Genomic DNA, 19,372 nt, shown 5'->3' on the forward strand with positions numbered 1-19,372 from the left:
TGTTCAGTCCAGCGCTGCCTCCGCCGCCGCGAGGATCTCCGTCACCCTCGCGCCGAACCGCGCGTCGCACGCGTGGGGTTCGCCCGAGACCAGCGCGTCCACCGCCGCGGTCAGCGCGTCGGTCGCCGATCCGCCCAGGTCCTGCGGGTAGGCGGCCACGCCGTGCGCACCGCGGAACTCGACCGTCACACCGGCGGCTTGGGGCGGCGCGGAGAGCGTCAGCAGGGCCGTGCTGGACGCGCCGCTCTCATGACGCAGCGTCAGGTGGACGGTGTCACGCGGCCCGCGGGCGGCGTGCACCTCGACGGCGTCGCCGAGCACGGGCAGCAGCACGGACAGCGCGTGCGGGCCGACGTCCCACAGGCCGCCCTTGTCCCTGCGCCACGGCGAGTCGGCGAACGGGCTGGTGGCCGTCGTGCCGTCGTCCGGCGGGAACACCGCGCCGTACCAGTCGGCGCGCGCGGTGAACCAGTCGCCCGTGGCGGCCTGTTCGGCGATCCAGCGCGCGGCGGCTGGTGCGAAGCGCAGCGTGAAGAACACCAGCGAGCGCACGCCCGCCGCCTCGACCGCGTCGGCGACCTCGCGGGCCGCCTCGACCGTGGTGGCCAGCGGCTTGTCCAGCAGCAGGTGCCGGCCGGCCCGGGCGGCGCGCGCGGCGAGCGGCGCCTGGACCGCGGGCGGCAGGGCGACGGCCACCGCGTCCACGTCGGCGATCAGCGCGTCGGCGTCGGCGTAGGGGCGGGTGTCCAGCAGCCGGGCCGCCTCCGCGGCGGCCTCGGGCCTGCGGCCCCACACGCCGACGAGGTCGACGCCGGGGTGCGCGGCCAGCGCGGGCCCGTGCGTCGCGCGCGCCCAGGGCCCGGTGCCGAGCAGACCGACGCGCAGCCGCCCGCCCCCGCCGCCGGACACCGCGCCAGCCTCGGCGTCCGCGGATCTGCCGGCGCCGACGCCCGCCGACGTAGCGGCCGCACCCGCACCCGCCGACGCACCGGCACCCGCGCCTGCCGACGCACCCGCACCCGCACCCGCACCCGCCGACGCACCGGCCGCACCCGTGCCCGCGCTCGTGTTCACCTCCGCGTCCCCCTTCACGCCCGGGTCCGCGGCTCCTCGTGGCGGACGTACGCCTCGCGGTCCAGGTCCCGCAGGTCCACCGAGAACTGCACCTCCAGGTGCGGCAGCGGCGCGATGTGCCAGGCGCAGCAGGTCGAGGGCCGCCTCGGTCACCTCCCGCTTGACCTCGGGGGTGCGGCCGGCCAGCAGCGCGATCTCGGCGTGCACCAGGGCGTAGTGCGGCGAGCCGTCACCGATGAAGGTGTCGTCGAGCCGGACGAACCGGGTCTTGCAGCCCTCGGTCTTCGCGCCGGCGGCCCGGACCAGCACCTCGTGCAGGTCCTTGCCGAAGGCGGGCCGGTCGAAGGCGTCGGCCACGGCGGCGGAGTATTCAACGATGGTGTGCGGCATGCGCCCGAGCATAGAGCGTGTCCGCCAGGTCGCGCCGCACCTCAGCGGGCCGGGTTCACACACGGTTAACACCTGGGCAACGGTCGGGAAAAACGTTCCTGGGACTCTGCACCCGGCCCGACCAGCGCGGCTCGGCGCCGGCACCCGCGACCACGTTCGCCAAGGATTTCGTTAAGGACGGCGTCACCGTGACCTACAAGGCTGAGTACATCTGGACCGACGGCACCCGCCCGACCGCCAAGCTGCGCTCGAAGACCAAGATCCTGGCCGACGGGGTCGAGCCGCCGGTCTGGGGCTTCGACGGTTCGAGCACCAACCAGGCCGAGGGCCACGCCTCCGACCGCGTGCTGCAGCCGGTCGCCACCTTCCCCGACCCGATCCGCGGCGGCGCGAACATCCTGGTGCTGTGCGAGGTCCTCAACATCGACGGCACCCCGCACGAGTCCAACACGCGTGCGGCGCTGCGCGAGGTGGCCGAGCGGTTCGCGGACCAGGAGTCGCTGTTCGGGATCGAGCAGGAGTACACCTTCTTCCAGGGCTCGCGCCCGCTGGGCTTCCCCGAGAACGGCTTCCCGGCCCCGCAGGGCGGTTACTACTGCGGCGTCGGCGCCGACGAGATCTTCGGCCGCCCGGTGGTCGAGAAGCACCTCGACAACTGCCTGGCCGCCGGCCTCGGCATCTCCGGCATCAACGCCGAAGTCATGCCGGGCCAGTGGGAGTTCCAGGTCGGGCCGCTGAGCCCGCTGGAGGTCGCCGACCACCTGTGGGTGGCGCGCTGGCTGCTCTACCGCACCGCCGAGGAGTTCGGCGTCTCGGCGACGCTCGACCCCAAGCCGGTCAAGGGCGACTGGAACGGCGCCGGCGCGCACACCAACTTCTCCACCAAGCGGATGCGCGAGAGCTACGAGGCGGTGGTCGAGGCCGCCGAGGCGCTGGGCCGCGACGGCAAGCCGCTGGAGCACATCAGCAACTACGGCGCGGGCGTCGAGGCGCGGCTGACCGGCGCGCACGAGACCGCGCCGTGGAACGAGTACAGCTACGGCGTCTCCGACCGCGGCGCGTCGGTGCGCATCCCGTGGCAGGTCGAGGTGGACCAGAAGGGCTACATCGAGGACCGCCGGCCGAACGCCAACGTGGACCCGTACGTCGTGACGCGGCTGATCGTGGACACCTGCGGCAGCGCGCTGGAGAAGGCCGGCCTGGTCTGAGCCGTCCGCGACAAGGGGCGTCCGTCGGTGGGACGGGCGCCCCTTTCGCATGTGACCATCGCACCAATGGCTCGTTTGACACCGCGTGAACACGCGAGCGCAGACAGCGAATTCACCCGTCGCCGTGCCGCAGCAGGGCGGGCATCCGGACGCCCCGGTCGCGGTGGAGGAAGCCGAGGCGGCGCTCGTCGAGCACTATCCGCGGCTGGTGCGGCTGGCGTATCTGACGCTGCCGGCCGGGCTCGGCAGGCACCGCCGTGTGATCACCGCCCACCGGCTGGCGCAGCGCGCGCTGCCGCGGTCCGCGCGGACCGCGCGCGGCGGCGCGTACGGGCTGCTGCGCCGCGAGGTGCTGCGCGAGGCGATGGCGTACGGCGAGGGCGGCCGGCTGCGGGCGGCGGCGCGGACCGCGCTGGACGCGCTGCGGCCCCCGGCGGTGCTGGGCCTGCGGGTGCATCCGCAGGTCGGCGGTGACGCCGAACTCGCCCTGGAGCGCGCCTTGTCGGCGCTGCCCGCGGCGGCCCGCGCGGCCTATGCGCTGCAGCGCCTGGAGGGGCTCGGCGAGCGCGTCGCGCGGTCGGTGCTGGAGTCGGCGGGCGCGGCGGACCCGGTCGGCGCGCTGCGGGCCGCGGCGGGCGTGGCAGCGGGCGGGACGGGCGCGGGAGCGGGCGGCGTCGGCGCGGGCGGCGCGGGCCTCGGCATGGGCGCGGACCCGGGCGCGGGCGGCGCGGGGGCGGGCGGCGCGGGGGCGGGCGCGGCGGGCGGCTCGGGCGCCGGCTCGTCCGGCGCGGGCGGCGGCGCCGAGCTGCTGCGGGCGCCGCAGTTCGACCCGTGCACCGTGCAGGCGCGGCCCACCGACCTGCTGCGCCGCCGTCAGCGCAGCCGCGTCGCGCTGGTCGCCGCGGCCGTGCTGGGCGTGGGCGCGCTGCTGCTCGCGGTGGACGACGGGGGCCACGGCGGCGCCCGTTACACCGCCGCGGGCACGCCGGGCGCGGACCCGCGGGCGCTGGACCCGGCCGCGCTGGTGCGGGTCGCGCCCACGCTGTGGCGCTCGACCGGCCGGCTGGACTTCTCCGCCTGGCCGGCCCGCGGCGACCGCGCCTCCGACACCGCGCTGCTCGGCCGGGCCCTCGCGGTGTGGGCGCGCCCGGGCTCCTCGGTGGACGTCGGCGCCACCCCCGGCACCCCGCGCTCGGGCCCGGCGCAGCCGCCGCAGCTGCTGTTCGCGGGCGACGTGGACGAGGCGACGGTGGTGGTCTTCTACGACGGGCTGCGGGTGGTGCGGTATGCGCAGCCGCGGCACGGCGGCGGACGGGCGGCGCTGGACCTCGCGCAGGCCGCGAACGCCGATCTGACCAGTTCGGCGGCGGTGCTGCTGGACCGGGTGGACGGCAACGCCCGTTATCTGACCGCCCCTTGGGTGGCCGCCGCGCAGAGCCGCGACCTGCTGGCGCCGGACCGCCCGGCCGCCTCGGTGCACCGGTCAGGCGACGGCGTGACCGACCCGGTGCGGATGCCCGCCGCGCTGACCGGCGCGGCCTGCGGGTCCTCCTGGCCGGTGCTCCAACTGCGGTCCTCCGCGGCGGTCGTGGAGCACCACAGCTTCCTCGTCACCGACCTCGGCGACATCCTGCCGACCCATCTGACGTACACCGCGCCGCCGTCCGCCGGGGTGCCCGCGGGCGCGCCGCGCGAGGCCACCGGCACGCGGGCGCTGGCCAGTTGGGCGCACGACGCCTGCGGGCTCGCCCAACTGCGGGGCCAGAGCGTGAAGTCGGTCAACGACTGGGAGTTCGCCCGCACTCCGCTGCCCGAGGGGCCGGCACCGCGTCGTGGACCTGCGATCGGGCGGACACCTGGCGCGGCCCGGGGCTGGCCACCGTACGGTTCGTGCCGCCGGACGCCGCCGCGTCGGCCGCGGGTTCCGTGGTCGGGCAGCAGGCCGACGGCAGCGCGTGCGGCCGGTTCGGGCGGGACGTGATGGCCGGGGTGATGTGGCGGGCGCCGTCCGCGGACTGGTATCTGGTGGCCGCGGGCAGCCGCGGCGTCACCCGGATCACCGCCTCGCACGGCGTCGACGCGCGGGCCGACGGGCCGTTCCTCGCGGTGCGGGCGCCGCGCGGCGCCCGCGCGACGCTCACGGGACGGCTGGCCTCGGGCGGTTCGCTCGCGCCCCTCGGCCAGCGCTGAGCCGCCCCGGCCGCGGCGGCCGGGTCGGTTCGGGGGCCGGGGCGGCCGGGGCCGGGGTGGCCGGTCCTCCCGCGACGCCGCCCCGGCCGCCGCCCCTCAGCGGGTCCGCTCGAAGACCGCCGCGGTCCGCGCCGGGACGCTGAACGTGCCGGTCGCCGCCGCGTAGGACGCGGTCCGCACGACCGGGTCGGCGCCCGCCGCCTGGACCGGGTGGAGGGCGTACCGGGTGCCGGCGAGCGCGTCGATCCGCTGGTCCTGGCGCCGCGGCGTGGCGTTGAGCACCACGACCAGATCTCCCGCGCGCATGGTGATCACGCCGGGCGTCTCGCCCGTCCCCGACAGCGGGAACGACACCTGCCGCTGGACCTGCGCGGCAGTGGTGAGGTGGAAGGCCGGCTCGGTGCCGCGGATGCGCAGCAGATCCTGGTACGCCGCCGACGCGCCGGCGATCTGCGCGCAGCTGGGGGTGATCGCCGGATCGTTCAACAGGGGCGTGGCGTAGGGCCACTTGTCCCGGTTGTCGGCGGCCGGCGGCAGTCCGCGGCCGAAGCCGTCGGTGCTGCCGCCGTCCCGGCAGGTCCAGTGCACCGCGTTGAACCAGTCGCCGGAGTCGAAGGAGTTGCGGTCCAGCGACTTCGAGCGCAGCAGGTCCGAGCCGGCCTGGTAGAGCGCGGGCCCCTGGGAGAGCGCCGCGGTCGCCTCGGCGACGACCTGCATGCGCGCCCGGTCGGCCGCCGGGGTGCCGGCCGGCAGCTTGTAGGCGAGCGCGTCGTACAGCGACTCGTTGTCGTGCGCGTCGACGTAGGCGAGCGCGTCGCCGGGCGCGTCGGCGTATCCGGCGGGTGCGCCGTTGTAGTCGACCTCGCCGCCGGTGACCTGCCGGCCGGTGGAGTCGGTGAAGCGGAACTCCCTGAGATTTCCGGTCAGTCCGACCTCGATGAGGTCCTGGTAGTGCAGCAGCCGGGCCCTCTGCTCGGCTACGGTGCCCTGCGACGTCGAGGAGTTGGGGTCGGTGTACAGGCCCGAGGCGAAGCCCTGGACGCCGGGGTCGGCGTCGAAGGGGCTGCCGCCGCGCACCGCGTCGCGGGCCCGGTCGGAGAAGGTGGCGATGCCGGTGCCGGCCATGTTGGCCTGGGTGGCCTGCACGAAGCGGGAGTCGTCGGCGACCTCGCCGAAGTTCCAGCCCTCGCCGTAGAGGATGACGTTCTTGCCGTCCACGCCGTCCTTGGCGAGGGTCAGCCGGTCCAGGGCGTGCCGCACGGCGAGGATGTTCGCCTTGGGGTGGTGACCCATGAGGTCGAAGCGGAAGCCGTCGACCTTGTACTCCTTGGCCCAGGTGACGACCGAGTCGACGACGAGCCTGCCCATCATGGCGTTCTCGGGCGCGGTGTCGGCGCAGCAGGTGGAGGTCGCGACCGAGCCGTCCGGCATCAGCCGCTGGTAGTAGCCGGGCACGATCTCGTCGAGCACCGAGGTGGGGGCCTCGCCCGCGGCGGAGGTGTGGTTGTAGACGACGTCCATCACCACGCGCAGCCCGGCGTCGTTGAGCCCCTGCACCATCTGCCGGAACTGCACGGTGCGGGCGGGGCCTCGGGGATCGGTGGCGTACGAGCCCTCGGGCACGGTGTAGTGGTAGGGGTCGTAGCCCCAGTTGTAGGCGTCGGTGGCCTGCTGCGCGGTGACGCACGCCTGCTGCCGGTCGCTGGCCGGGCCGTACGAGCCCAGGTCGCAGTCCGGCGTGGTCTGTTCGGCGGCCTGTTCGGGGACGGTCGCGAAGTCGAACGCGGGCAGCAGGTGCACATGCGTGATGCCGGCCCGCGCCAACTGCCGCAGGTGCGTCATGCCGGCCGAGGAGCGGTCGGTGAACGCGGTGTACGTGCCGCGGTCGCGGACCGGCACGGTGGGGTCGTCCGCGGAGAAGTCGCGGATGTGCAGTTCCTGGATCTGCGCGCGGCTCATCGGCACGGCGGCGGGTTTGCGCTGCCGCGCCCAGCCCTTCGGCGCGAGCCGCGGGTCGTCCAGGTCCACCAGCAGGCTCTGCCGCGAGTCGGCGGTCAGCGCGGTCGAGTACGGATCGGTGACCTCGTTGACCACGACCTTCCGGACGCTGGGCGCCCAGACGGTGACGTCGTAGCGGTACGGCCTGCCGGTCCAGGAGCGTTCGCCGCGCACCGACCACACGCCGTCCGCCGGGTCCTGCCGCATCGATACGGTCCTGCCGCCGATCGTGAGCCCGACGTGCTGCGCGGTGGGCGCCCACACCGACAGCGTCGGCGTGCCGTCGCGGCCGAACACCGGCCCGAGCGGGGCGTGTTCGGCCCGGGCGGCGTAGAGGTCGTCCAGCACGCCCTGCGTCTGCACGCCGGTCGCGTCCAGCAGGGCGCCGTGGGCGTCGCGTTGCACAGCGACGAGCTGGCCGCGCAGCGCCTCCTTCTCCCGGGCGCGGTCGCGCGGGTCGACGGTGAAGGCCGCGTACCCCTTGAGCTGCGGGAATCTGGCGAGCTGCGCGGCGCTGAGGCCGTCGGGGTCCCTGGTCAGCCGGATCGTCCGGCTCCGGCCGGTCAGCTCGCCGCCGGCGAGGGCGAGGCCGCCGTCCGCGGCGTACCGCAGCTCCTGGGCGGCGGACGGCGCGTCGGTCTGCCAGGCGAGGGTGCCGGCGTCGATCCACTGCGCCCTCGCGGCGCCGAGGTCCGGTTCCGCCGCCGCGGTCCGCGTCGGCGGGTCCGACGCGGCGGGCCGGGCGGACGCGGCCGGCGCGGTGAGGGCGGCCAGCGCGGTCAGCGCCGTCAGCGTGGCGAGCAGGGGCAGCCTGAAGAGAGGGGCCACGGGCGGTTCTCCTTGTGTTTCCCCGTCCCGGGAGGACGAGAACGGCCTCGCGCGCCCGTCCTCACGCGCCTGATTCCGGGAGCCGCCCCGGCCACGGCGCCGGAGCTGTCCGGGACCGTATCCCCCTCCAGCGGATTGCTGCAATACCCCGCAACGCCTTGCAGAAAATTTCTTGCAGAGGCTTTCGCAACGTGTTGCAGCCCTGTTAACGTCCGGTCCAGCCCGAGCGAGGGGGCCGGACCGGGGACGGGGCGGCTGTCCACGGATCAGGGTGTTCGGGCACTTCCCTCATCAAGGAGTCAGGTATGCGACGCGGCATATCCGCCGTGGCGATGGCCGCGGCCATCGTCCTCGGGGTCACCGCCTGTGGCGGCGGCAGCGACAGCGGGAGCGGCAGCAAGGGCGGCGCGGCGAAGGACCCGGCCGCGGTGTCGGGGACCATCACCTACTGGGACACCTCCGACGCCAAGAACGAGGCCCCCGCGTACCAGGCGCTGATCAAGGACTTCGAGGCGAAGTACCCGAAGATCAAGGTGAACTACCAGAACGTGGACTTCACGACCGTGGAGCAGAAGTTCAAGGCCGCCGCGCAGAGCGGCAAGGGCGCGCCTGACGTCGTGCGCACCGACGTGGGCCTGATCCCGGAGTACGCGTCGCTGCACTACATCGCGCCGCTGGACGGCACCGCCGCCCTCCAGGACACGCAGGACTTCGTGACCGGACCGCTCGACACCACGAAGTACGACGGCAAGACGTACGGCGTGCCGTCGGTCACCGACACCCTGGGCCTGCTCTACAACAAGGAGATCTTCGCCAAGGCGGGCATCGCCCAGCCGCCGGCCACCTGGGACGAGCTGATCGCCGACTCCGCGACGATCAAGCAGAAGGTGCCGGGCGTCGCGGGCACGTACGTCAACCCGGACTCGTACTTCCTGTTCCCGCTGCTGTTCGGCGAGGGCGCGGACCTGGCCGACCCGGCGGCGAAGAAGATCACCATCAACTCCCCCGCGGCCGTCAAGGCGGTCACCGAGGCGAAGAAGATCTACGACACCTCCTCGCTGAAGGTCGACTTCGCCAGCGCGTACGACAACATGCAGACCTCCTTCAAGACCGGCAAGGTCGCCATGCTGATCCAGGGCCCGTGGTCGGTCGGCGACGACCTGACCGGCTCCGCCTTCAAGGGCAAGGAGTCCAACCTCGGGTACGCGCCGGTGCCAGGCTCCTCGGGCAAGGCGCTGGCCCCGACCGGCGGTCACGACCTGGCGGTGTACCAGGGCTCGCGCAACCTCGACGCGGCGTACCTGTTCACGCAGTTCATGACGTCCAGCAGCAGCCAGCAGCAGATCGCGCTGAAGAACGGCACCCTGCCCACCCGCACCTCCGCGTACACCCCCGAGGTGCTGAAGAACCCGACCATCGCCGGCTTCAAGCCGATCATGGACACCGCCCGGCCGCGCGTCGCGCTGCCGCAGGTCGGCAGCCTCTTCACGCCGCTGCAGCAGGAGTACATCAAGATCCTCCAGGGGCAGACCTCGGTCCGGTCCGGGCTGGACGCCGCCGCGAAGGACTTCGGCAAGCTGCTGCCCGGCTACACCGTCCAGTAGCCCGACCGGCGCGCGGCCCGGCCGGACCGCGCGCCCGCCGAACCCCGGACCGGCCGGCCGGAGTCCCGTGCGCCGAACGGGGGGCACGGGACCACGCGCCCGGCAGGCCGGTCCGGCCCTCGCCGCGGACGGACCCGAGGCGGACCGTCCGCGCGGCCGCGACGACAAGCCCGCCGACAACAAGCCCACCGACGACAAGCCCACCTGATCAGAAGCCGAGGAGCGATGACCACCGCCACCATGGACGACCGCACCCGGGACGCCGGCGCCGCGCCGCGCGCCCCGCGCGGTGCGTGGACGTCGGTCAAACGGTCGTGGGACAAGCACTGGTACGCGTGGGCGATGGTCGCCCCGGTGGTCATCGTGATCGGCGTGCTGGTGCTGTACCCGCTGTGCTACGGCCTGTACCTGTCCTTCACCAACGCCAACGAGCGCAACGTCGCCCAGAACATCGGGCCCGTCCACATCGGCGCCAGCTACCACTTCGTCGGCCTGCACAACTACGGGCAGATCCTCTCCGGCCGCGACGGCGACTTCTACCCGCGCCTGGAGTGGACGGTGGTCTGGACGGTGTCCTGCGTCGCGGTCACCTACGCCATCGGCCTGGCCATGGCGCTGCTGCTCAACCGGCCGATGCGGTTCCGGCTGTTCTACCGGCTCGCGCTGATCCTGCCGTGGGCGGTGCCCGCGTTCATCGGCGTGTTCGCCTGGCGGCTGATGTTCAACTCGCAGTACGGCGTGTTCAACGACATCATCACCAAGGTGGGGCTGCCGGCCCAGGACTGGCTGGGCACGCCGACCGCGCAGAAGGTCGCGGTGGTCCTGGTCAACATCTGGTGTGGCGTGCCGTTCATGATGGTCGCCCTGCTCGGCGGCCTGCAGGCGATCCCCGGCGAGCTGTACGAGGCCGCGGAGATGGACGGCGCGAGCCCGTTGCAGCGCTTCGCCAATGTGACGGTGCCGGGGCTGCGTCCGGTGACCAACACGGTGATCCTGCTGTCGACCGTGTGGACGTTCAACATGTTCCCGATCATCTACCTGCTGCTCGGCAACAACACCACCGGCGACACCGACATCCTCGTCACGCACGCCTACGAGCTGGCCTTCTCCGGCGGGGCCGCCGACTACGCCGGCTCGGCGACCTACGGGATCGTCATCCTGCTGATCCTCGTGGCCTTCTCCACCTTCTACCGCCGACAGCTGAAGCCGCAGGACTAGGAGCCGCCGCCATGAGCACCACCACCCACCGCGGCTCCGCCGCCGGCACCGCCGCCGCCACCGCCGCCCCCCGCTCCGGCCGGCCCCGCGGCCGCGGCCGGCGCGGCGTCGGCGCGTCGATCGCCCTGCACGCGACGCTGCTGGCCGCCAGCGCCGTCGCCGTCTTCCCGGTGCTGTGGATCGTCTTCATCTCGCTGGGTCCCAGCAGCGCGTGGCAGCAGCCGCACGAGGTGTTCAGCCACCTGGGCCTGGGCAACTACCGGTTCGTGCTGCTGCACAGCCACTTCCCGCGCTGGTTCCTCAACTCCGTGGTGGTGGCCGCCGCCACGACCGTCCTGGGCGTGCTCATCGCGGCCAGCGCCGGTTACGCGGTCTCCCGGATGCGCTTCCCCGGCCACCGCTCGCTGATGTGGACCTTCCTGATCACCCAGATGTTCCCGGTGGCCGTGCTGATCGTGCCGCTGTACAACCTGCTGGTCCGGCTGGACCTGCTGGACACCTACCTCGGCCTGGTGCTGGTCTACTGCACCATCTCGGTGCCGTTCTGCGCCTGGATGCTCAAGGGTTACTTCGACACCATCCCGCGCGAGATCGACGAGGCCGGGCGGGTCGACGGGCTCACCCCGTTCGGCACCTTCTGGCGGCTGATCATGCCGCTGGCCAAGCCGGGCCTGGCGGTCACCGCGTTCTACAGCTTCCTCACCGCCTGGGGCGAGGTCGCCTACTCCAACCAGTTCATGCGCGAGCCGCACGTCACCCTCGCGGTCGGCATCCGCACCTTCGCCTCCGACCAGCGCGCCGACTGGGGCAGCATGACCGCCGCGTCGGTGGTCATCGCGATACCCGCGGCCGTCGTCTTCATGCTCGTCCAGAAGCACCTGGTGACCGGTCTGACGGCCGGCGGCACCAAGGGCTGACCCTCCCCGAACTCTCAAAGGGAATCCATGAGCCAGCACCTCGCCGACACGCCCAGCTCCGCCACCGACCCGGCGGCAGCCGACGCAGCCGACGCCGCCGCGGGGCGCAGAGACTGGTGGCGGGACGCGGTCATCTACCAGGTGTACCCGCGCAGTTTCGCCGACGGCAACGGCGACGGCATGGGCGACCTGCCCGGCGTCACGGCCCGGCTGCCGTACCTGCGGGACCTCGGGGTGGACGCGGTGTGGCTGTCGCCGTTCTACGCCTCCCCGCAGGCCGACGCCGGCTACGACGTCGCCGACTACCGCGCGGTCGACCCGATGTTCGGCAGCCTGCCGGACGCCGACGACCTGGTGCGGGCGGCGCACGCGCTGGGCCTGCGGGTCATCGTGGACGTCGTGCCCAACCACTGCTCGGACCAGCACGAGTGGTTCCGGCAGGCGCTGCGCGAGGGCCCCGGCTCGGCGCTGCGGGACCGCTTCCACTTCCGTCCCGGCCGCGGGGCCGACGGCGAACTGCCGCCCAACGACTGGGAGTCCATCTTCGGCGGGCCGGCCTGGACGCGCACCGTCGACCCCGACGGCACGCCCGGCGAGTGGTACCTGCACCTGTTCGCGCCCGAGCAGCCGGACTTCAACTGGGAACACCCCGCGGTGCACGAGGAGTTCGCCTCGGTGCTGCGCTTCTGGCTGGACCTGGGCGTCGACGGCTTCCGCGTCGACGTCGCGCACGGCCTGGTCAAGGCCGAGGGGCTGCCCGACATCGGCCACAGCGAGCAACTGGCCCTGCTGGGCACGGCCGCGATGCCGTACTTCGACCAGGACGGCGTGCACGAGATCTACCGCGACTGGCGCGCCATCCTCGACGAGTACCCCGGCGAGCGGATCGCCGTCGCCGAGGCGTGGACGCCGACCATCGAGCGGGCCGCGCTGTACCTGCGCCCGGACGAGCTGCACCAGGCGTTCAACTTCGAGTACCTGTCGACGGGTTGGGACGCGGCCGAGCTGCGCGCGGTGATCGACCGGTCGCTGGCCGCGATGGGCGCGGTGGGCGCGCCCGCCACCTGGGTGCTGTCCAACCACGACGTGACCCGGCACACCACGCGCTTCGCCAACCCCCCTGGCGGCGGCACCCAGTTGCGCACGCCGGGCGACCGCGCGCTGGGCCTGCGCAGGGCGCGCGCCGCGACGCTGCTGATGCTGGCGCTGCCCGGCTCGGCGTACCTGTACCAGGGCGAGGAGCTGGGCCTGCCGGACGTCACCGACCTGCCCGACGAGGTGCGGCAGGACCCGTCGTTCTTCCGCGCGGCCGGCCAGGACGGCTACCGCGACGGCTGCCGGGTGCCGATCCCGTGGTCGGGGACCGCCGCGCCGTACGGTTTCGGCCCGGTCGAGGGCGGCCCGAGCTGGCTGCCGCAGCCGCGCGAGTGGGCGGCGCTGAGCGTCGAGGCGCAGACCGGCGACCCGCAGTCCACGCTGGAGTTGTACCGCGCCGCGCTGCGGCTGCGCCGCGAACTGCCGGCGCTCGGCGCGGGGACCGCGGTGACGTGGCTGGACGCGCCGCAGGGCGTGCTGGCGTTCCGCAGGGACGCGGCGGACGGTACGGGCGAGGCCGCGGGCACGCGTGCGGGTGCCGGCACGGGTGCGGGTGCCGGCGCGGGGGCGGGCACGGACGCCGGTACAGGCACGGGTGCGGGCGCCGGCTCCGGTTCCGGTTCGGGCTCCGGCGGCTTCGTCTGCACGGTCAACACCACCGGCGCGCCCGTGACGTTGCCCGCGCCCGGCCGCGCGCTGCTGTCCAGCGGCCCCGCGCCGCGGCCGGCGGACGACGGCGCCGGCGCCGCCCCCGGCGCGGCCGGCGCGGCCGGCGAGAGCGCCGGCGCACGCACCGGCGGCGATTCGGCCGCCCTTGTCACGATCGCCGCGGACACGGCAATTTGGTGGGCGATCTGACGTGGTGGCGTTCCGTCCCCTAGGCTCCGTGGGTGTGACCGCACGGCTCGCTGACATCGCAGCCCAGGCGGGGGTCAGTGAGGCGACGGTCAGCCGGGTGCTCAACGGCAAGCCAGGGGTCTCCCCGGCCACCCGCGAATCCGTCCTCGCCGCGCTCGACCTGCTCGGCTACGAGCGGCCGGTACGGCTGCGGCAGCGCAGCGCCGGGCTGGTCGGCCTGATCACCCCGGAGCTGCTCAACCCGATCTTCCCGGCCTTCGCCCAGATCATCGGGCAGGCGCTGACCCGGCAGGGCTACACCCCGGTGCTGGCCACCCAGACGCCCGGCGGCTCCACCGAGGACGAGCTGGTCGAGATGCTGGTCGAGCGCGGGGTGGCCGGCATCATCTTCGCCTCCGGCCTGCACGCCGACTCCACCGCCGACATGGAGCGCTACGCCCGCCTGCACGGCCAGGGCGTGCCGTTCGTGCTGATCAACGGCTTCTCGGAGAAGATCGACGCGCCCTTCGTGTCCCCGGACGACCGCGCGGCGGTGCGTCTGGCGGTCACCCACCTCGCGGCGCTCGGCCACCGCAGGATCGGCCTGGCGGTCGGCCAGCAGCGCTACGTCCCCGTGCAGCGCAAGATCGAGGGGTTCCTCGCCTCCATGGGCGACGTGCTGGGCATGCCGGAGGGCGAGGCCAGCACCCTCGTCCGGCACTCCCTGTACACGCTGGAGGGCGGCCAGGCCGCCGCCGCGGCGCTGATCGCCTCCGGCTGCACCGCGATCGTCTGCGCGTCCGACATGATGGCGCTGGGCGCGATCCGCGCCGCCCGCCAGGAGGGCCTGGCGGTGCCCGAGGACGTCTCGGTGGTCGGCTACGACGACTCGCCGCTGATCGCCTTCACCGACCCGCCGCTGACCACGATCCGGCAGCCGGTGGCCGCGATGAGCCAGGCCGCGGTGAACGCGCTGCTGGAGGAGATAGGCGGCACCCCGGCCCCGCACAGCGAGTTCGTCTTCATGCCGGAGCTGGTGGTGCGGGGCTCCACCGCGGCGGGCCCCGCCGACCGCGGGGAGGCGCCGGGCCAGCCGCAGGGCCGGACGCCCGGCCGGACGGCGGGCCGGACCGATCCCGCGCCGCCGCCCACGGCCGGCCAGGGGCACGGGGTGTCCGGTTCCAGGGGGGTGTGACTGCGAGGCAGACGGCATCTGGCAGACTGGTGTCCTATGGGGGAACCTTCCGCTAAGACGACCAAGACGCTGAACGGCGGCGGCACCGACGCACCCCGCTCCGACCAGCGGGAATCCACGGAACCGTCCCCCGCCGCCGGTGCCACCGGCGTCACCGCTACGGCTCCGGCGCGCTCCTGGCTGGCCCGCCTGCGCACACCGCGCAGCCCGCGGCTGTGGGTCGAGATCGTCCTGATCGGCGTCAGTTACTACGCGTACTCACTGGTCCGCAACGCGGTGCCGACCAAACGCCACCTCGCGATGCAGCACGCGGACTGGGTGTGGTCCTTCGAGCACCACGTCGGGCTCGCCGTGGAGCACTCGATCAACCACACGATGAACCAGGTCACCTGGCTGATCGTCGGGATGAACTACTACTACGCCACGCTGCACTTCATCATCACGATCGGTGTGCTGGTGTGGCTGTACATCTACCACCCCGGGCGCTACGGACCGGCCCGGCTGGTGCTGTTCGTCACCACCTGGCTGGCGCTGGTCGGCTTCTTCGCCTTCCCGCTCGCGCCGCCGCGGCTGATGGTGGGCGGCGGGTTCATCGACACGGTCGAGGTGCACCACACCTGGGGCTCGATGTCGCAGGGCGACCTGGCCGAGGTGTCCAACCCGTACGCGGCGATGCCGTCGATGCACATCGGCTGGTCGCTGTGGTGCGGCATCACCATCGCGACGCTGGCCAAGCCGCTGTGGGTGAAGATCCTCGGCGCGCTCTACCCGGTGCTCACGCTGACCGTGATCATCTCCACCGCCAACCACTTCTGGCTGGACGGCGTCGGCGGCGTGTTCTGCCTCGCGATCGGCTTCACGGTCGCCTACCTGATCTACGGCAAGTGGGTGTACCGCCTGCCGCGGGTGCCGGCGCGGGTGCCGGCGCGGGTGACGACGTCGCCCCCGGCGACGGCGGCGACGGCTTCCTCCCGGAAGTAGCTCCGCCCGACCGACGTTCCCGGCGCCCCGGGAGGCCGCGAGCCTCCCGGGGCGCCGGCGTGTGCGGGGGGCGCCGCACCGGCGGGTGCGCGGGCGTGCCGCGCCCGACCCCGGGCCGGTCGTGGTGGAAGCGGCTCAGTCCTCGTAGAAGAGACGCTCCACCACCGCGCGGGCCCGGCGGGTGCGGCGGCGGTAGTCCTCCAGCATGTCGCCGACGTGACCGGCCGGGTACCCGAGGTAGCGGCCGACCGCGGCCAGCTCGCGCGGGTCGGCGGGGAAGGTGTGGCCGGGCCGGCCGCGTACCAGCATCACCGCGTTGCGCACCCGGGTGGCCAGCACCCACGCGTCGTCCAGCACCGCGGCGTCCGCGGCGCCGATCAGGCCCTCGGCCCGGGCGGCGGCCAGCGCGGGCCGGGTGCCGGTGGTCCGCAGGGCCGGCAGCTCGGCGGCGTGCCGGAGCTGGAGCAGCTGGACGGTCCACTCGACGTCGGACAGCCCGCCGCGGCCCAGCTTGGCGTGGGTGGTCGGGTCGGAGCCCCGGGGCAGCCGCTCGGACTCCATCCGGGCCTTGAGCCGGCGGATCTCGCGGACCGCCTCGTCGTCCAGCCCGCCCGCGGGGTAGCGCAGCGGGTCGATCAGCTCCACGAACCGCCGGCCGAGCCCGGGGTCGCCGGCCACCGGGGAGGCCCGCAGCAGCGCGTGCCGCTCCCACACCAGCGACCAGCGCCGGTAGTACGCCTCGTACGAGGCCAGGCTGCGGACCAGCGGGCCGCTCTTGCCCTCCGGGCGCAGGTCGGCGTCGATCAGCAGCGGCGGGTCGGCGCTGGGCACCGCGAGCAGCCGGCGCAGCTCGTCGGCGACCGCGAGGGCCGCCCGGCTCGCCTCGGCCGGCTCCGCGCCCTCCAGCGGGTCGTGGACGAACAGCACGTCCGCGTCCGAGCCGTAGCCCAGCTCCCGGCCGCCGAAGCGGCCCATGGCGATCACGGAGAAGCGGGTGGGCAGCGGGCGGGCGTCGCTGTCGGTCACCGCGGCGACCGCGGCGCGCAGGGCGCCGGCCAGCGTGGCCGAGGTCAGGCCGTAGACCGCGGTGCCGACGCGGTCGACGAGGTCCGCGGGGGCGACGGCGGAGTGGGCGGCGGGGCCGCTGCCGGGCCGGGCGGGCGCGGTGTCGTCCGCGCCGGCGCGGGGCCGGCGCCGCCCACGGCCGGACCCGGGCCGCCCGCTCCGTTGCCGTTGCCGGCGGCGGAGGCGCGCGGGGAGCCGGCCCCGCGCCGTGGACCGGCCCGGCACCGTGGACCGGAGCGGCGCCGTGGACCGCAGCCGCGCCGTGGACCGGCCCGGCACCGTGGACCGCAGCTGCGCCGTGGACCGGAGCGGCGCCGGAGCCGGAGGTCGAGCCGGAGCCGGCCCGGGCCGGCCGCGCCGCGCGGGAGCGGGCCCACGCCCTGGACCGCCGCCGCGGCGTCCGGCGCGGGCTCGACGTCGTCGCCGTACGTGTCGATGAGGTCGGCCGCCGCGGTGCGGAACAGCTCGCGTCTGCGCACCCCGCGCACCGCGTCGACCGCCTGCTCGGGGGTGTCGGCGCGGCCCACCGCGGCCAGCACCTCCTGCTCCAGCGCGGCGTGCTCGCGCGGCGCGAGACCGTCCGGTGAGCCGAGCAGCGCGACCGCCTCGGGCGCGCGCATCAGCAGGTCCGGCGCGAGCCGGCCGGAGGACAGCACGCGGGCCAGCCGCTGCGCCGCCGCTCCCTCGTCCCGCAGCAGCCGCAGGTACCAGGGCGTCCTGCCGAGCGCGTCGGAGACCTTGCGGAAGCCGAGCAGCCCGGCGTCGGGGTCGGCGGAGTCGGCGAACCAGCCGAGCAGCACCGGCAGCAGCGTGCGCTGGATCGCGGCCTTGCGGCTGACCCCGCTGGCCAGCGCCTCCAGATGGCGGATGGCCGCGGCGGGGTCGGCGTAGCCCAGCGCCTGCAGCCGCTCGCGGGCCGCGCCGGGGCCGAGCCGCGCGCCGTCGCCGCCCAGTTGGGCGACCGCGTCGAGCAGCGGGCGGTAGAAGAGCTTCTCGTGCAGCCTGCGCACCTCGACGGCGTGCCGCCGCCACTCGCGGTTCAGGTTCGCCACCGGGTCGGCGCGGAAGCCCAGACCGCGGCCGAGCCGGCGCAGGTCGGCCTCGGTGTCGGGCACGAGGTGGGTGCGGCGCAGCCGGAAGAGCTGGATGCGGTGCTCCATCAGCCGCAGGAAGCGGTAGGCGGCGTCCAGCGAGGCGGCGTCGGCGCGGCCGACGTAGCCGCCGGCGGCGAGGTCGGCGAGGGCGGTCAGGGTGGTGCCGCTGCGCAGCGAGGGGTCGGAGCGGCCGTGCACCAGTTGCAGCAGCTGCACCGCGAACTCCACGTCGCGCAGGCCGCCGGGGCCGAGCTTCAGCTCGCGGTCGACGTGCGCGACCGGGATGTTGTCCACCACGCGGCGGCGCATCTCCTGCACGTCGGTGACGAAGTGGTCGCGGTCGGCGGCCTGCCAGACCAGCGGGCGGATGGCCGCGACGTACTCCTCGCCGAGCGCCGCGTCGCCGGCCACCGGTCGGGCCTTCAGCAGCGCCTGGAACTCCCAGGTCTTGGCCCAGCGGCGGTAGTAGGCCAGGTGCGAGGAGAGGGTGCGGACCAGCGGCCCGTTCTTGCCCTCGGGCCGCAGGTTGGCGTCGACCGGCCAGATCGTGCCCTCGGCGGTGGTGTCGGAGCAGATCCGCATCATGCGCGCGGCCAGTCGGGTGGCGGCCTGGACGGCCCGGCGGGCGGCGTCGGCGGGGTCGGGAGGATTGGGGGCGGGTGCGGGCAGGCGGCGCCCGGAGCGGACGCGGCGCCGGAGGTGCCCGGAGCGGACGCCGCGCCGGAGGTACGGCCGTCGGGCGCCGCGGACGGCCCCGCGCCCCGGCGCCCCGCCGAACCCTCGGGCGGCCCCGACAACCCCGACGCCTCCAGCGGCTCCGACGCCTCGGCCAGCTCCGACGCCTCCGGCGGCTCCGCGACGAAGATGACGTCCACGTCGGAGACGTAGTTCAGCTCGTGGCCGCCGCACTTGCCCATGCCGATCACCGCCAGCCGGCACGCCGCCGCGTCCTGCGGCTGCTCGGCCGCCGCCATGGCCAGCGCGGCGCGCAGCGTCGCGGTCGCCAGGTCCGCCAGCTCGGCCGCGGTGCGCGCCAGGTCGCTGGTGCCGCACACGTCGCGGGCCGCTATCCCCAGCAGGCAGCGGCGGTACGCGCGACGCAGGGCGTCCGGCGAGTCGGCGGCGGCCAGACCGTGGACGAACTCGGCGACGCCCGGATGGAGGTCCGCCGCCTCGTACGTGACCAGGGCGTGCCAGTCCGCCGGGTGCCTGGCCAGGTGGTCGCCGAGCGCCTCGGACGCGCCGAGCACGCCGAGCAGCCGGTCGCGCAGCGGCTTGGCGGTGGTGACGGTGTCCAGCAGCGCCCGCCGCTCGGCCGGCTCCAGCGCCTCGGCCAGCCGCACCAGGCCGCGCAGCGCCTGGTCGGGGTCGGCGGTCGCGCCGAGCGCCTCCAGCAGCACGGGATCGGTGCGGACGCCGCTGAGCACGTCCAGGTCGAGCAGCCGCTCGGCCGCGCCGGGGTCGGTGAAGCCGTGCCGCAGCAGCCGCGAGAACGTACTGCTGCGTCGCCCCTGCATGCGCCCTCCCGGCGGGTTGGCCCGTCCCGTGACCACGTCGTGTCCCCAAACCTACCCACCACGGCCGCGGCCCCCCACTCCACGGTCCCCCGCACCCGGCGAGCCACACGTTTGCTGAACGTTCACGCGCGGACGGGGTGCGACAGAGGGGCGTGAGCCCT

General features: G+C 74.7%; 12 protein-coding genes and 3 pseudogenes. 10 read left to right on the forward strand and 5 right to left on the reverse strand.

The window, feature by feature from the left end; genetic code table 11:
* Positions 1-3 precede the first annotated feature (3 nt).
* The gene (locus tag VSR01_RS08920) at positions 4-885 is read right to left on the reverse strand and encodes a Gfo/Idh/MocA family protein (protein WP_326453566.1); all 882 of its coding nucleotides are present in this window, start codon (positions 883-885) and stop codon (positions 4-6) included.
* Between the two features lie 375 nt (positions 886-1,260).
* Positions 1,261-1,476: pseudogene (locus VSR01_RS08925) on the reverse strand (isomerase); the annotation flags it as partial.
* Between the two features lie 176 nt (positions 1,477-1,652).
* Between VSR01_RS08925 and glnII the strand changes: the two are divergent.
* The 3 genes from glnII to VSR01_RS08940 all read left to right on the forward strand — a co-directional run bounded on the left by glnII (position 1,653) and on the right by VSR01_RS08940 (position 4,862).
* On the forward strand, positions 1,653-2,672 hold the full coding sequence (gene glnII, locus VSR01_RS08930) for a glutamine synthetase (RefSeq protein ID WP_326448714.1): 1,020 nt from the start codon (positions 1,653-1,655) through the stop codon (positions 2,670-2,672).
* Between the two features lie 124 nt (positions 2,673-2,796).
* Positions 2,797-4,653, forward strand: coding sequence for a hypothetical protein (locus tag VSR01_RS08935; RefSeq protein ID WP_326448715.1), 1,857 nt, complete (start codon positions 2,797-2,799; stop codon positions 4,651-4,653).
* Positions 4,653-4,862, forward strand: a complete 210-nt coding sequence (locus tag VSR01_RS08940) for a hypothetical protein (RefSeq protein WP_326448716.1) — start codon at positions 4,653-4,655, stop codon at positions 4,860-4,862. Before VSR01_RS08935 ends, VSR01_RS08940 begins: the two co-directional genes overlap by 1 nt.
* Positions 4,863-4,958: 96 nt before the next feature.
* On the opposite strand, the gene pulA is transcribed toward VSR01_RS08940, so the two are convergent.
* Positions 4,959-7,688 (reverse strand): pullulanase-type alpha-1,6-glucosidase, encoded by a 2,730-nt coding sequence (pulA, locus tag VSR01_RS08945; RefSeq protein WP_442785421.1) that lies wholly within the window; start codon positions 7,686-7,688, stop codon positions 4,959-4,961.
* A gap of 305 nt (positions 7,689-7,993) precedes the next feature.
* Between pulA and VSR01_RS08950 the strand changes: the two genes are divergently transcribed.
* The 7 genes from VSR01_RS08950 to VSR01_RS08980 all read left to right on the forward strand — a co-directional run bounded on the left by VSR01_RS08950 (position 7,994) and on the right by VSR01_RS08980 (position 15,535).
* Positions 7,994-9,292 (forward strand): extracellular solute-binding protein, encoded by a 1,299-nt coding sequence (locus VSR01_RS08950; protein ID WP_326448717.1) that lies wholly within the window; start codon positions 7,994-7,996, stop codon positions 9,290-9,292.
* Positions 9,293-9,359: 67 nt separating this feature from the next.
* Positions 9,360-9,500, forward strand: a complete 141-nt coding sequence (locus VSR01_RS08955) for a hypothetical protein (RefSeq protein WP_326448718.1) — start codon at positions 9,360-9,362, stop codon at positions 9,498-9,500.
* 17 nt (positions 9,501-9,517) lie between these two features.
* A complete protein-coding gene (locus tag VSR01_RS08960) occupies positions 9,518-10,510 on the forward strand; it encodes a carbohydrate ABC transporter permease (protein WP_442785422.1) in 993 nt (330 codons plus the stop codon).
* 11 nt (positions 10,511-10,521) lie between these two features.
* Complete coding sequence (locus VSR01_RS08965) at positions 10,522-11,427, forward strand: sugar ABC transporter permease (RefSeq protein WP_326448719.1); 906 nt, start codon at positions 10,522-10,524, stop codon at positions 11,425-11,427.
* Between the two features lie 27 nt (positions 11,428-11,454).
* Positions 11,455-13,380, forward strand: coding sequence for a glycoside hydrolase family 13 protein (locus tag VSR01_RS08970; protein WP_326448720.1), 1,926 nt, complete (start codon positions 11,455-11,457; stop codon positions 13,378-13,380).
* 34 nt (positions 13,381-13,414) lie between these two features.
* Positions 13,415-14,554 carry a LacI family DNA-binding transcriptional regulator gene (locus tag VSR01_RS08975; RefSeq protein ID WP_326448721.1) on the forward strand — a complete coding sequence of 380 codons (1,140 nt, stop codon included), beginning with the start codon at positions 13,415-13,417 and terminating at the stop codon, positions 14,552-14,554.
* Between the two features lie 36 nt (positions 14,555-14,590).
* On the forward strand, positions 14,591-15,535 hold the full coding sequence (locus VSR01_RS08980) for a phosphatase PAP2 family protein (protein WP_326448722.1): 945 nt from the start codon (positions 14,591-14,593) through the stop codon (positions 15,533-15,535).
* Between the two features lie 135 nt (positions 15,536-15,670).
* On the opposite strand, the pseudogene VSR01_RS08985 reads toward VSR01_RS08980, so the two are convergent.
* Positions 15,671-16,651 (reverse strand): annotated as a pseudogene (locus VSR01_RS08985) (bifunctional [glutamine synthetase] adenylyltransferase/[glutamine synthetase]-adenylyl-L-tyrosine phosphorylase); the annotation flags it as partial.
* 320 nt (positions 16,652-16,971) lie between these two features.
* Positions 16,972-19,260 (reverse strand): annotated as a pseudogene (locus VSR01_RS08990) (bifunctional [glutamine synthetase] adenylyltransferase/[glutamine synthetase]-adenylyl-L-tyrosine phosphorylase); the annotation flags it as partial.
* Between the last annotated feature and the right edge of the window lie 112 nt (positions 19,261-19,372).

The organism is Actinacidiphila sp. DG2A-62 (assembly GCF_035825295.1).
GTDB lineage: Bacteria > Actinomycetota > Actinomycetes > Streptomycetales > Streptomycetaceae > Actinacidiphila.